The sequence below is a fragment of the Pseudoduganella chitinolytica genome (assembly GCF_029028125.1).
GTDB classification, from domain to species: Bacteria; Pseudomonadota; Gammaproteobacteria; order Burkholderiales; family Burkholderiaceae_D; genus Rugamonas; species Rugamonas chitinolytica.
Genome location: NZ_CP119083.1, coordinates 5,887,922 through 5,901,717 on the forward strand (window position 1 = coordinate 5,887,922; position 13,796 = coordinate 5,901,717).

At 57.3% G+C, this 13,796-nt stretch carries 10 protein-coding genes; all 10 read right to left on the reverse strand.

Annotation, left to right across the window (positions count from 1 at the left end; translation table 11 throughout):
* Positions 1 to 68 precede the first annotated feature (68 nt).
* Positions 69 to 1,237, reverse strand: a protein-coding gene (locus PX653_RS26330; protein ID WP_371876332.1) for an IS3 family transposase whose coding sequence is annotated in 2 segments (ribosomal slippage) — positions 69 to 982 and positions 982 to 1,237 — 1,170 coding nt in all. Because the reading frame shifts where the segments join, the coding sequence is not laid out codon by codon here.
* Positions 1,189 to 5,025, reverse strand: coding sequence for an RHS repeat domain-containing protein (locus tag PX653_RS26335; RefSeq protein WP_277415586.1), 3,837 nt, complete (start codon positions 5,023 to 5,025; stop codon positions 1,189 to 1,191). The genes PX653_RS26330 and PX653_RS26335 overlap by 49 nt, the downstream gene beginning before the upstream one ends.
* Before the next feature lie 90 nt (positions 5,026 to 5,115).
* Entirely contained in the window at positions 5,116 to 5,409 is a 294-nt protein-coding gene (locus PX653_RS28415; RefSeq protein WP_371876389.1) for an antitoxin Xre/MbcA/ParS toxin-binding domain-containing protein, read from the reverse strand.
* A gap of 695 nt (positions 5,410 to 6,104) precedes the next feature.
* The gene (locus PX653_RS26340) at positions 6,105 to 6,332 is read right to left on the reverse strand and encodes a hypothetical protein (RefSeq protein WP_277415587.1); all 228 of its coding nucleotides are present in this window, start codon (positions 6,330 to 6,332) and stop codon (positions 6,105 to 6,107) included.
* Complete coding sequence (locus PX653_RS26345; protein WP_277415588.1) at positions 6,329 to 6,730, reverse strand: hypothetical protein; 402 nt, start codon at positions 6,728 to 6,730, stop codon at positions 6,329 to 6,331. Before PX653_RS26345 ends, PX653_RS26340 begins: the two co-directional genes overlap by 4 nt.
* A gap of 401 nt (positions 6,731 to 7,131) precedes the next feature.
* Positions 7,132 to 7,560, reverse strand: coding sequence for a hypothetical protein (locus tag PX653_RS26350; RefSeq protein WP_277415589.1), 429 nt, complete (start codon positions 7,558 to 7,560; stop codon positions 7,132 to 7,134).
* A 246-nt stretch (positions 7,561 to 7,806) separates the two neighbouring features.
* Positions 7,807 to 8,292 (reverse strand): ankyrin repeat domain-containing protein, encoded by a 486-nt coding sequence (locus tag PX653_RS26355; RefSeq protein ID WP_277415590.1) that lies wholly within the window; start codon positions 8,290 to 8,292, stop codon positions 7,807 to 7,809.
* A gap of 1 nt (position 8,293) precedes the next feature.
* On the reverse strand, positions 8,294 to 9,706 hold the full coding sequence (locus PX653_RS26360; protein WP_277415591.1) for an AHH domain-containing protein: 1,413 nt from the start codon (positions 9,704 to 9,706) through the stop codon (positions 8,294 to 8,296).
* A complete protein-coding gene (locus PX653_RS26365) occupies positions 9,676 to 12,678 on the reverse strand; it encodes an RHS repeat domain-containing protein (RefSeq protein ID WP_277415592.1) in 3,003 nt (1,000 codons plus the stop codon). The genes PX653_RS26360 and PX653_RS26365 overlap by 31 nt, the downstream gene beginning before the upstream one ends.
* 374 nt (positions 12,679 to 13,052) lie before the next feature.
* The gene (locus tag PX653_RS26370) at positions 13,053 to 13,451 is read right to left on the reverse strand and encodes an SMI1/KNR4 family protein (RefSeq protein WP_277415593.1); all 399 of its coding nucleotides are present in this window, start codon (positions 13,449 to 13,451) and stop codon (positions 13,053 to 13,055) included.
* Positions 13,452 to 13,796: the final 345 nt, after the last annotated feature.

Sequence of the window (13,796 nt, forward strand, 5' to 3'; positions counted from 1 at the left end):
CGGCAAAGGCGCCCGCTTCGAAGCCCAGGCCTCATTGAGGTGTACTGTCAATAGCGGACACTCTTGTTTCAAACCGCCTGCAGCCGTTTGCTGAATTCCTCGGCAAACAACGCTGGCGCTACATTGCCAAGACGCGAGTGGCGTCGCTGGCGGTTATAAAAGCTTTCGATGTACTCCTGTATCGCGGCCTTCGCATCGGCGCGGGTTGCATATCGTTGATGGTGCACCAGCTCATTTTTCAGACTGCCCCAGAAGCTTTCCATAGGCGCGTTGTCGTAGCAGTTCCCCCTGCGCGACATGGACGGTTGCATGCCAAACTGCTTGACGAGCTTTTGATAGTCGTGAGCGCAATACTGGCTCCCACGGTCGGAGTGGTGAATCAATCCCGGCGCCGGGCGCTTGTTGCGCACGGCTTTCCAAAGGGCCTGTGCGGTCAGCGTTTGCGTCATGCGCGCACCCATCGAATAGCCCACCAGTTCGCATGTAAAGACGTCTTTGATGCCGGCCAGGTAGAGCCAGCCTTCGCCTGTGGCGACATACGTGATGTCGGTTACCCAGGCTTCGTTCGGGCGGGTTGGTGCGAAGGTCTGATTCAACAGATTCTCGGCCACCGGCAGCTCATGGTTCGAGTTGGTGGTGGCCTTGAATTTTCGCTTCTGCTTACAGCGCAGGGCAAGCTCACGTCGTAGCCGGACGATGCGGTCACGGCCAGCAGGAAAGCCTTGTGCGGCCAGTTCCGGCTGCATCCGAAGTGGCCCATATGTCTGCCGGCTCTGCGTATGAACCGCCTCGATGGCGACCTTCAGGCGCGCGTCCTCCTGCGCACGTTTCGACGGCTGCCCGTGAGTCCAAGCATAGAACCCGCTGCGCGACACGTCGAAGACGCGGCAGAGCGCGCTTAGTGAATATTCGAGTCGCAATGTCTTCATGACCGCGTACTTGGCAGCGACTCCCGCGCAAAGTACGCTGCCGCCTTTTTTACGATATCGCGCTCCATGCGGGCCTCAGCAAGCTCCTTGCGCAGCTTGGTAACTTCGGCCTCAAGTTCGGGCACGGAGCGGCTGCCGGGAGCCACTTTGGATGAGGTGCCACCCCTCGCTGCAGCTACCCAATTGGCCAAGGTTCCCTTGGGAATCATGAGCCGTAACGCCGCGTCCTCCAGCGTCAGACCCTGTGTCAGGACCAGTTTTACCGCTTCTTCACGAAGCTCCGGGGTGTATGATTTTGAGCGTGCCATAAGTTTCTCCAGTTGGTGAAGTCTACCAAACAGGAGTGTCCGAAAAAGTCAGGGTACCCCACATCGACCACACTCAAAACTTCATTGCGCTCAACGTTAAATACGCTGTGAGTTGTCTTGTTGGGATTAGGCTCAGCGTGATCAAGTACATGCTTCACACGATTCCCATGCACTGAACCTGGACCATAATCGAGGCCAGCCGGCGAGGTCCACGTCCTGGTGATCTTATCAAACGACAACTCGATCGGACCAAGCTTTTGAGCTGTCGGATTGACTGAAAGCTGCGGAACAGACGCCTCAAGCGTTAGCTGATTGGACGAAGTTGAGCTATTCAATCCACGCCCAATATTCTCCGTGGAGCCATCGAAGCCAGTAGCGGCTGGTCCATAGTTTATACGAGCCCCACTTCCCGCTACACTTTCTTTAGCCGATCTTGTGGTAAAGACTGGCATCCTTCCACCACCCGCTGACTGATTAACAAACGCCTTGCCGAACCCAGTCCCGAGCAGGTAAGAAGTTGAGTTCTTGTCGGCTGTTCCATCTGTTACGTCTGGGTATCCTTGAGATTGTGACGCATCAGATGTCCCCTGGAAAAACCCATTCTTAAAATTGCCGAAACCCTCCTCAAGATATGATTCGACCTTCCCCCAGAAAGACAAGCGCTGACCCGGTACGATCACTTGCGCCTTGCCATCATTGAACCCGGAAACATTTAAGTAGATTGTACCGTCTGATTCGCCAGATGCAGTATTTTCCGCATTTTGCGCCGGACCAGCTACCGATCTTGCCGAAGCTACCGTCATATCACTGAGCGTTGGGACATCGCTCATAGCATTGGCATCGGCGGTCGACAACGAAGCAAAGCGCGGTGCGCGCTTCAGATCTACGCCAGCTTGTTGCGACTTGCGTTCGGCATCGTACGCGGACGACTGGCTCGATAAGCTGCTCGCGAGCGCATTGCCAAACGCATCGGTAGCGATCAGAGCAACTTCTATTCTGCCGCCTCGGGCCATAGCAGCGCTCATCCCGCGAACGAAGCCGACGGTGGTGTCCTTGCCCAGCTTGTTATCACCGAACCAGTTCGCAACTGGATTCGTCCCCTTCAAGTACTCAGCAGCTGCAAATCCAGCGCCCGCGCCCGCTGCCGCTGCCGCGACATTGCGCCATTGGAAGTGATCCTGCAGGCCGGTCGCTACGCTGACCGCTTGGGTAGCCATGTTCGATACGGCTGCACGCGCGGCGGCTTGCTTCCAAGTGCCGTCGTTAAAGATATCTGGCACCCAATCCGCATTGGGAATCGCTTGACCGACATCTGGCATCACCGCTGCTAGCGCAACAGCCTTCCAGCTGAATTTGTCCTGCGTGCCCATCGCCATGCCCGCTAGCTGGCTGGCAATGGATGCGAGCACGGGGCCGCCAATGGCGTTTGCGACGACTGCTACAACGATTTGGATGATCTGCCCGAAGACACCGCATCCTTTGTCAGCCTTCGGCGGCGGCATCACTGGCGCTGTGCTGCCGATCTGCTCGCTAGGGTCGTACGGCTTATACGTGCCGTAGTCGCCGTGCACGGTATTGACGCGCGCTGGGATGCGCAGGATTTCGCCGACCTTCAGCGTGGCATTGATCGTCAGCGCGTTCGCGTCGGCGATCAGGTACCACAGATTAGCGTCGCCCCAGATAGTCTGGGCAATGCTCTGCAGCGTCTCGTTGGCGCTCTGCACGCTGTAGCTGCTCGGTGCCGCGACCATCGACGGGCTCGTCACGGGCAGGTAGTTCGAACCCAGGAGGTTGTCCTTGTCGCCGTCTTCCTCGCCCAGCACGTTGCCGTTGACGATCAGGTTGAAGCCGCCGTCCTTGCCCTCCGGCTTGTACGACTGCACGTGGCCGTCCGCGTCGTACCACAGCCGGTTGCGCACGGTCGTCTTGTCGGTCTTCGTTTCCAGGATCGAGATCCGGTTGCCGTTGGCGTCGTACGTGCTGGTGACCACCGAGCCGTCCTTGGCCAGCGTGGTCTTCAGCTCCTTGTACGCGTCGCGATAGTCGTACTCGACGCGGTAGATGCCCTTGTTTTTGCCGTCGGCGGCAGAGACCACGTCATAGCCGGTCAGGTTGCCCATTTCGTCGTAGCCGTTGAACCAGATGTCCTGCATCCCGTCGAGGCTGGCGTTCAGGTCCTTCTGGCGGGTCATGTGGCCGAAGACGTTGTATGTATAGACCCGCTGGGCGATGTCGATTCCCAGCGCCTTGAGCACGTCGGCCACGCCGCGTGCGCCTTTCGCCGCCAGGCCGGACTGGCTGATGCGTCCGGCGTCGTCGTAGTGACGCTCGTCGATCAGCAGGCCGTCGCGCCGAATCGTCGACAGGCGGCCGGCCGCGTCGTAGCGGTAGGTCTCGGTCGTTTCGGCGTCCTTCTCGGTCCCGTAGGAGATGAAGTTGTTGATGACGCGGGTGCCCGAGTACGTGTCGCTCAGGCGGTTGCCGGAGCGGTCGTAGGTGATCTCGTGGCCGGTGCCGCGCACGGCCTTGCCGCGCCCTTGCGCATCCACTTCCCAGTTGCCGTTGACGATCGTCTGGCGGTTCATCGCGTCGAAGGCGTTGAACTTCGTGATCGGATCGGCACTGCCATAGCGGCTGACGATCTTGACGCGGTTGCCGTTGGCGTCGTACTCGTAGTCCAGCGTCACCAGGTCGTCCTCGACGCGCGTGATGCGGTTCAGGTTGTCGACGGTGAGGGTGTTGTTCTGCAGGCGCGTCGGCGCGTCGCCCGGCTTGCCCAGGTAGACCTGGCGCTCGCCGACGCGGTTGCCGGCGCTGTCGTAGGCGTAGATGGTCGACAGGGACGTGGCCCTGTCGTCGATGCGCACGAGGTTGTCGCCGCTGTAAGTGTAGTAGAGCTTCTGGCCGCGCTCCGAGGTCTGCGAGCGCTGGTGGCCGGCGGCGTCGTAGCCGTACCAGGTCGTCCGGTTGCCCATGTCTTTGCTGGTGTGCAGACGGCCATTCTTGTACTGCCAGGACAACGACTTGCCGTTGGCGTCCCTGCTGGCGATCTTGTGGTTCTCGGCGTCGTAGGCGATCAGGGTGCGGCCGAGGATGGCGCGGACGCCGTTCTTGTCGAACGTAGCCGTGGCTGTGGAGATCACGTTGCCGCTGCCGTCGTATTCCTGCTCGGTGCCGGTATCGTTCGAGCCCAGGCTGCGGACCAGGCGACCCAGCTCGTCGTACTTGCGGGTCTGCACCAGTTCCTTGTGGGCGACCAGGTTGGACGGCAGCGGGCCCTTGCCGGTGTCGATCGCCAGATACACGTCCACCGCAGCGGTGCGGGTGGACAGCAGGTGGCCCAGGTGGTCGTAGCTGTAGCGGGTGGTGACGCCGGTGAGCACTTCGCCGTTGGCGAGGACGGTGTCCGGCTGCGTGGTGGACAGGCGGTTGCCGAAGGCGTCATAAGTGTTGGTGACGACGCCTTCGTCGGCATGGATCTCCCGTGCCAGGTTGCCGGCGGTGTCGTAGACGTATTGCGTCAGCGCGCCGCGGCCGTCGACCGTGCCGACCAGGCGGCCGAGGGCATCGTAGCGGCTCGTCTGCAGGGCCGTCTGGCTGCCTTTCGCGCCCAGGGCCGTGCCCGACGTCTGCTGGTTGGCGCCATTGTAGGTGTACGACAGCTTCCAGTTCGGGTCGCGCGGGTCGGTGATCGACAGCACGTTGCCCCAGCGGTCCAGGGTCAGCTGGTTGCCCTGGAAGGCCGGCTTGCCGCCGGCACGGACGGTGTTGCCGAGGCAGGACTGCAATCTGCCTAGTAGAAACGCCGCTGCCTACCTAGCTGAACGAAGGCAGGTTTGTTTTCAGATCGGGTAGCCTTCCTATTGCATAATCCCGCCCTATATTGGAATACGCATTATTAGCGACCGGATAATTTTATCCCCATCAGATTCGTTCTCTAGGACATCAATAGGTGAGCGATTCCCCAAAGCTGCGCATGGCTGTATAAGCCAATCAACAGAGTGTATCCCAAATATACTCGTCAGAACGGCAGCAAATTCAGAATTAAAGAGCCTTGACTGATAAAGTTCCTTCTCCGGCCAACGCGACCACTCTGAATCGAATGCCTCTAAAAAACTCTGCCAAGCTAGGTCGCCTGGATACTCGTCACGCAGAAACTCTGTATTAGTCATTTTTTCTCGTGGGAAATATAATCAAATTATTGCCACTCGGATTTTTTGCTGAGGAGCAAGGATGCCATCAAACCCGCTATGTCGAGCAAAGTTCCCGAGTTGATGTGTGGTGGTATAGCTATCACCGATTATCTTTGACAAAGGAACGCCTAACTCTTGACGTGTACGGGGGCTGGTTAGGTCAAGCACTCTCTGTAAACTAACTTCCCTACTCACAGAATACGCCCTGTAGTCTGCCCGTAATGTCCGATCTCAGCAAGTGCGGTACCTTGTGTGGTGGCACGATAGGTAGAGCCAACACCTGGGCCGGAATATCTATAGTTGGCAGCGATATTACCCGGATGTATCTCGAAAGTTGTTGCTACCCCGGACGGACTCTCTAGCCTGTAAACTGTTGTAGTTCTTGGCGAGAACTTATCATACGTGGTATCCCCAAATCCATAATAGCCGGACGGTTCAATATCACGCTATCTGGACGTGGTGGAGCAAATGGTTCCCCAGGTTTCGCCTAGCTCTACCTGCGAGGCTGCCAGAAAATGGGATCGCATTGTCCACAAATGCTGCGGCACTGCGAGATCCGGTCCAAGCTTCAACACCCATTATATGTCGCTGTGTTGTGCGCATTACCCGACCACAAACGGGTCAGCCCAGTGCCAATCGTGAGAGGGTGACCCTATCCGCGCAGAACCAGAAATCTATTTTTCTGACTTGGGTAGGTTAGGTTTGTAATTAGGGTTGGGGACAAATTCTCCAGTCAAATTCCCCTTCTTATCAACCCTCCATGCCCCAACAACGGCTTCCGGAGGAACATAGTCCGTCGGCGCAAACGAGCCTTCAATTTTGTACACCCAGCCGTTAGGATTTGCGCGTGCGGTCTCCACCACGTCCTCTGTAATCCCGTGCTCTAGTTCGCCGTTTTTCATTTCAAACTCCCAAGCCAGTTCTCGTACCCAATTTCCTGCTCTTTAACAGTGCCTACCTGATCAAGCGTTGCCGCGCCAAGAACATCTACCAGATCTTCATCGCTGGTTTGAAGCCCATGGATTAATAAATAGACCTTCCTGCCGCCTCCCATTTGCAGCATCATGCGGGATGGGTACGCGTCCGTTCGAGCAGCGTTACAAAGCAAGAGGTAACCGTCCCGCTCAATTCGCAGGCAGAACTTTATTAAAGCGCCAAACAAATTATGATCTACAAAGGGCATCAACCCGAACGACTTGCTTTTAATCGTAAGCTTAATTGAGGAGTCCCGCGAAAACTCAATTTCACAACGCTCCTCAGCTCCTTCTAGCGACGCAATACTTACATCATAGATATTCATCGAGTCCTCTTAAGGAATGTAGTCTGGGCTCTTAATAAATGGGCCAATAAATTCTCCATTCGGCCCTATCGCTCGCCCTCCCATGATACCTAGTGATTGGATACCCCCAGGAACAGCCTTGTTCGCATTGGACTCCCGTGCCGTGTAGAACTGACGATCTGATAAGGCTGCAAACTCAAGTGCGTCTGCCGCTGCTGGGGCCTGCAGAGTAGGGCCTATGCTCCTTGGATTCAGTCCGAATAAAATGTTAAGACGATGTTCAGCGTTATCTGGGCTGATTATGATCTGCGGGACTTGTTCCCGATAGTTAGGAAGCAAGTCGTCGCCGGTGGCATGCCGGGCGTTATATTCTCCTAAGTCGCCAAGCCAATCCTTTTCTTCACCAAGCCGCTGCCGAACGCTCAAACCGTACCACAGCCGGTTGCGCACGGCATTCTTCTTGGTGTCGAAGATCGAGATCCGGTTGCCGTTGGCATCGTACGTCTGGTGACCACCGAGCCGTCCGCTGCCAGCGTGGTCTTGAGCTCCTTGTACGCGTCGCGATAGTCGTACTCGATGCGGTAGATGCCCTTGTTTTTGCCGTCGGCGGTAGAGACCCCGGACTGGCTGATGCGTCCGGCGTCGTCGTAGTGACGCTCGTCGATCAGCAGGCCGTCGCGCCGGATCGTCGACAGGCGGCCGGCCGCGTCGTAGCGGTAGGTCTCGGTCGTTTCGGCGTCCTTCTCGGTCCCGTAGGAGATGAAGTTGTTAATGACGCGGGTGCCCGTGTACGTGTCGCTCAGGCGGTTGCCGGAGCGGTCGTAGGTGATCTCGTGGCCGGTGCCGCGCACGGCCTTGCCGCGGCCTTGCGCCCCAGCTGCACTTCTATCCTATTGCTCTGGTTGAGGAGCGGGTGATCGACTGGGCCTGCTCTATGCAATATCCTGGGGTATGGGTGTAGCCAGAAATTTGCCGTAAATGCCGCTGAGCAGATCGTTAGCCATCTCTTCGGGGGCAATATTCTTTCCTGCGCCGCAGCGGACGAGAATATTTCTTAGCGTTAGAAATAATCATTACCAAAACCGTCCGTCTGATTTCTAGTGCTTTGAAAGCAGCGCAGCGATTTCCTTCTGCCCCCTTTCCACTGCATACGCCAATGCGTCCATTTCTTTCATTGACTCCCCGGTGTATCGTACAGTCACGTCAATTCCGTTTGAAATCAGAATCCGCGAAACTTCCACGTGACCGCCATAAATTGAACTAAACAAAGGATTTCTTTCTGGTTCACTTGTATCCATTGCTGCCCCATGCGAAAGCAAATACCTGACCACTTCTATCCTTCCGTCAGAAGCTGCTTCATTCAAAGCGCTCCCACCTAACGCACCACCTCTAGTATTTATATCTGCGCCATGAGCAATAAGATAATGGATAATATCGATATTTCCCGCAGCTGATGCAACGTGAAGTAGTGTGCCGAACGGTGTCATGGCGTTAATTAGACTAGTGTCCTCTGTGAGCAGATGTCGAGCCACCTCATTGTTGAAGTTTTTTATTGCATCATAAGCATCTTTTAATTTATTCATGTTATTTCCTCTGCGCTGCTAATTGCCCAAGTCGTTCGAGTTGCTTGACGACGTCTGCTCTCGAGCCACCGAATTGTTCAACCTGTTTTAATTGATCAACTACGTTTCTTAACGCTTCCTCACCATGCTGCCCCTGCACGCGATTCGGTGCCCAAGTCAGATTTTCGGGCCCATAGATAGGGTCAATTTCATAACGCCGCAATAGGTCCTGCCCCTCTCTCACCAATGCCTTCTGTGTGGAACCATTACCTTGCTTGAATAAAATATGATGTGCATGAGGGTCAATCATGCCTTCCGGAGGGCCACCAATTAAATTCTTGAGATATGCGCCATAGTTAAATTTGTCCGGCGGCACCAGTTTGAATGGGAGCGGGCCACCACTGTAAAGCGCATTGTCAACATCAAGAGAAAGTCGAATGCTATGCTGTCCATACTCCGATAAGAACTTTCCGGCTACTCCGAGTCCGGCACCGTAAACGACAGAGTCACCGAACTCCCGGCCAGCGAAACCATACTGCCCGCTCTGTCCATCTGTCGCGAGATGTATGGCGTTTTGGCTTGCTTGATAGGTGAGGTCGAAAGAGCCTCCTGCCGCCGCGCCGGCCAAACTATAGGCGAAATAGCCACTTCCTGCACGGTTAGCGACAAATCCGCCGACCCGGCCAGCGATGGCCATGCTAGCAACGCTCGTCGTAGCGTCCAAGGCAGTCGCTCTCCAGAAGTTCGAACTGGATAGCAATCCATTTGCCTCGGCGCGTATGCGACCATCATGACGCTCGACGAATCCTGCTGTCACAAAATTCCACGTGGCATAGGCTGTCTTACGGCCAGCGTAACTCACGGCATCCCATGTACCTCTTGCTCCGTTGGCGATATTAGCTTCGACTTGCGCGTCAGTAATCCCAAGTGCGTACGCGTTGGTATTACCTTCGGCGAATCGATGATAAGTCGCTTCCAACCCTGCCATTGCCGCGTGATCGCTCGTCGCTAGTGCGTTGAAGCCACGTAGGGTGATGTAATCACCATTTAAGTCACCTTCCCCGGCCGCCGATGGGATCGACATTTGCGGTCCAGTGTTACGGGAGATTATTCCAAGGTCAGCTAAATGGTCGCGCTTTGCATATGCCTCCTCGGTCAGAGTCGCCTCTGGGTAGTAGGTCTTGTTGAGCTGCTCGCGCGCTTGATCAAACACATTCCTACCAGGGCTCGAATCGTCGTTGGCATTCCCGGAGTGATCGTCGCTGCCGCCCCAGTTCTCGTGAGCCAAACTCTGCCCCAACGCATTACCAAACGCATCCGCAGCAATCTGCGTAATCTCAATTTTACCCCCACGCGCGACGGCAGTAGCTACGCCGGCTGCAAAGCCAATGGTAGTGGCCTTGGTCAGCGGGCTGCCCTTGAGGAATTGGGCCACTGGGTTGCTTCCGCCGAGGTACTGCGAGACAGCGTCTCCGACCCCAGCCCCGACAGCCGAAGCCGCCACATTGCGCCACTCGAACCCATCCTGGAGTCCGACAGCGACCGATACCGCTTGGGTAACGGCATTGGCAATCGCTGCCCTAGCCATCGTTCCCACGATGTCGGATCCATTGCCGCCCCACCCATTACGTTACTAAGCGCTGCGCGTCCGACAGACTTCCAGCTGAACTTATCCTGCATGTCCATCGCCATGCCTGCGCCCTGGCTGGCGATCGAGCCAGCCGCGCCGGAGAGCGCCAATGTGCCCAGCTGTCCAGCAATACTTGTTCCCAAAAGTGGACCAAGCACTACGGCCGCCATAGCCGTTACCGCTACTGCGATGACGACCATGATGACCTGACCCAAAACGCCACACCCCTTGGCCTTCGGCGGCGGCATCACCGGCGCGGTATTGCCGATCTGTTCGCTCGGGTCGTACGGCTTGTACGTGTCGTAGTCCCCGTGCACCGTGTTGACCCGCGCCGGAATCCGCAGAATATCGCCCACCTTCAGCGCCGATTCCGCCGTCAGCGCATTCGCATCCGCGATCAGGTACCACAGGTTGGCGTCCCCCCACACGCTCTGGGCGATGCTTTGCAGCGTCTCGTTGGCGCTTTGCACGCTGTAGCTGCTTGGTGCCGCGACCATCGATGGGCTTGTCACGGGCAGGTAGTTCGAACCCAGGAGGTTGTCCTTGTCGCCGTCTTCCTCGCCCAGCACGTTGCCGTTGACGATCAGGTTGAAGCCGCCGTCCTTGCCCTCGGGCTTGTACGACTGCACGTGACCGTCCGCGTCGTACCACAGCCGGTTGCGTACGGTCGTCTTGTCGGTCTTGGTTTCCAGGATCGAGATCCGGTTGCCGTTGGCGTCATAGGTGCTGGTGACCACCGAGCCGTCCTTGGCCAGCGTGGTCTTCAGCTCCTTGTACGCGTCGCGATAGTCGTACTCGATGCGGTAGATACCCTTGTTTTTGCCGTCGGCGGCGGACACCACGTCATAGCCGGTCAGGTTGCCCATTTCGTCGTAGCCGTTGAACCAGATGTCCTGCATCCCGTCGAGGCTGGCGTTCAGGTCCTTCTGGCGGGTCATGTGGCCGAAGACGTTGTACGTATAGACCCGCTGGGCGATGTCGATTCCCAGCGCCTTGAGCACGTCGGCCACGCCGCGTGCGCCTTTTGCCGCCAGGCCGGACTGGCTGATGCGTCCGGCGTCGTCGTAGTGACGCTCGTCGATCAGCAGGCCGTCGCGCCGGATCGATTGCAGGCGGCCAGCCGCGTCGTAGCGGTAGGTCTCGGTCGTTTCGGCGTCCTTCTCGGTCCCGTAGGAGATGAAGTTGTTGATGACGCGGGTGCCCGAGTACGTGTCGCTCAGGCGGTTGCCGGAGCGGTCGTAGGTGATCTCGTGGCCGGTGCCGCGCACGGCCTTGCCGCGGCCTTGCGCATCCACTTCCCAGTTGCCGTTGACGATCGTCTGGCGGTTCATCGCGTCGAAGGCGTTGAACTTCGTGATCGGATCGGCATTGCCATAGCGGCTGACGATCTTGACGCGGTTGCCGTTGGCGTCGTACTCGTAGTCCAGCGTCACCAGGTCGTCCTGGACGCGCGTGATGCGGTTCAGGTTGTCGACGGTGAGGGTGTTGTTCTGCAGGCGCGTCGGCGCGTCTTGCGGCTTGCCCAGGTAGACCTGGCGCTCGCCGACGCGGTTGCCGGCGCTGTCGTAGGCGTAGACGGTCGACAGGGACGTGGCCCTGTCGTCGATGCGCACGAGGTTGTCGCCGCTGTAGGTGTAGTAGAGCTTCTGGCCGCGCTCGGAGGTCTGCGAGCGCTGGTGGCCGGCGGCGTCGTAGCCGTACCAGGTCGTCCGGTTGCTCATGTCTTTGCTGGTGTGCAGACGGCCGTTCTTGTACTGCCAGGACAACGACTTGCCGTTGGCGTCCCTGCTGGCGATCTTGTGGTTCTCGGCGTCGTAGGCGATCAGGGTGCGGCCGTAGAGGGCGCGGACGCCGTTCTTGTCGAACGTAGCCGTGGCTGTGGAGATCACGTTGCCGCTGCCGTCGTATTCCTGCTCGGTGCCGGTATCGTTCGAGCCCAGGCTGCGGACCAGGCGACCCAGCTCGTCGTACTTGCGGGTCTGCACCAATTCCTTGTGGGCGACCAGGTTCGACGGCAGGGGGCCGAAGCCGGTGTCGATCGCCAGATACACGTCCACCGCAGCGGTGCGGGTGGACAGCAGGTGACCCAGGTGGTCGTAGCTGTAGCGGGTGGTGACGCCGGTGAGCACTTCGCCGTTGGCGAGGACGGTGTCCGGCTGCGTGGTGGACAGGCGGTTGCCGAAGGCGTCGTAGGTGTTGGTGACGACGCCGTCGTCGGCATGGATCTCCCGTGCCAAGTTGCCGGCGGTGTCGTAGACGTACTGCGTCAGCGCGCCGCGGCCGTCGACCGTGCCGACCAGGCGGCCGAGGGCGTCGTAACGGCTCGTCTGCAGGGCCGTCTGGCTGCCTTTCGCGCCCAAGGCCGTGCCCGACGTTTGCTGGTTGGCGCCATTGTAGGTGTACGACAGCTTCCAGTTCGGGTCGCGCGGGTCGGTGATCGACAGCACGTTGCCCCAGCGGTCCAGGGTCAGCTGGTTGCCCTGGAAGGCCGGCTTGCCGCCGGCACGGACGGCGTTGCCGAGGACGACCTCCTGGGTGTGGCGGGCCACGTTGTCGGTGTTGACGATTTCCTTCAGGCGCTTGACGGCCCTGGCGGTTGCCGCGGCGTGCTGGAGCGTCGTGGCCTGCAGCGTTGCCATGGCTTCCGACACCTGGGCGTTGAAGCGCTCGCGCAGGACGGCCTCGGCCATGCCGCCGTCCGTGCCCTTGCTGTAGTAGTCGATGATGTCGGCGACGGTCTGGCCGCGGTCGGCGGCGCGGCTTTCCCAGCGGGACACCTCGGTATCTTGCGGTGGGCGGCCCAGGACGCGGTTCAGAACCTGCCTTACGAAGTCGCTGTTCAACCCTGGGAGGTAGAACTGCTCACCTTTCTGTAAGCGCTTTATCGAACTCGATCCGCCTAAAAAGGGAACGGCCCAGATAAAGTCTGTGAACTGCCATGGTCTTGACTTTCTTCGAAAGTATTATTTATTTTCGCGCAACTTCTTTATCGTTTTGTTCCAATATCTGACAGCCTCGATGTGCTGTTGACGGGTTAATATGGCCTTATTTTTTGGGTCGGTAGGGTCGCCACCCAATAAAATTGGCTTGATTTCAAGTATCTCCATTCCATACAGTGATGGGTCGGCGCGTCTAAAGGAGGTATGGTTACTCATGGTTTCTGTATGGGCGGATTAATAAATTCGGTAAAGTTATGCGCAACTAGTCGGGCATACTGGAGATCCATGCCAACAAAAGGGATTTCGACAATTTCTGGAGGGCTATGCCTCATATCATAAGCAATGGCCTCCCCTCCACCATTTGATCCAATTAGAAGCAGGCCATCAGCATAATCGGCCACCTCATACTGTTGATTAAAATTTGGTAATTCTTCACACCTCCACAATATCACATAAATTTCGCCAATAAATCCCTCCCCACCATTGTAGGTTTCAAGAAACTTCCTGTAGTCCTCTGGTATAGCATAGTGCAGCATTTGTTCTGCTTGCGTGATATTGCTGAGTGATGTGCCTTCGTTCGCCTTAAAGCCCTCTAAGTGAATCTCATCCATAATATGTAATCTCCTAGTGCCAATCTATGAATAGCCTTACTTGTCTTTTAGCGTTCTTTGCAAACTGTTCCACCATGGCGTGATTTGTTGTCTGTGGACGCTCCGGTCAATGATTACTTTATTGGTAATATCTGTAGGGCTCCCTCCAAATTTAACAGGGTTAATCTCGTGAATATCGACGGGCTCCCCGATTAGATTCCATTCTTTACGTAATGTCCGGTTCGCCGTATTGGCCGCGTCGCGAGATTTATTGTATTCGGCGCCTTCGAGCAATCGGAATGGACCTGTTGGCTGAGGAACGCCTGCTGGGTATCCGCTCCAGTCGACGATAGAGAATTCATTGCT

Bases quoted from the DNA above. Each gene is read 5' to 3' on its own strand.
- PX653_RS28415 (WP_371876389.1), bottom strand. From the start codon at position 5,409: ATGACTAATACAGAGTTTCTGCGTGACGAGTATCCAGGCGACCTAGCT.
- PX653_RS26340 (WP_277415587.1), bottom strand. From the start codon at position 6,332: ATGAAAAACGGCGAACTAGAGCACGGGATTACAGAGGACGTGGTGGAG.
- PX653_RS26345 (WP_277415588.1), bottom strand. From the start codon at position 6,730: ATGAATATCTATGATGTAAGTATTGCGTCGCTAGAAGGAGCTGAGGAG.
- PX653_RS26355 (WP_277415590.1), bottom strand. From the start codon at position 8,292: ATGAATAAATTAAAAGATGCTTATGATGCAATAAAAAACTTCAACAAT.
- PX653_RS26370 (WP_277415593.1), bottom strand. From the start codon at position 13,451: ATGGATGAGATTCACTTAGAGGGCTTTAAGGCGAACGAAGGCACATCA.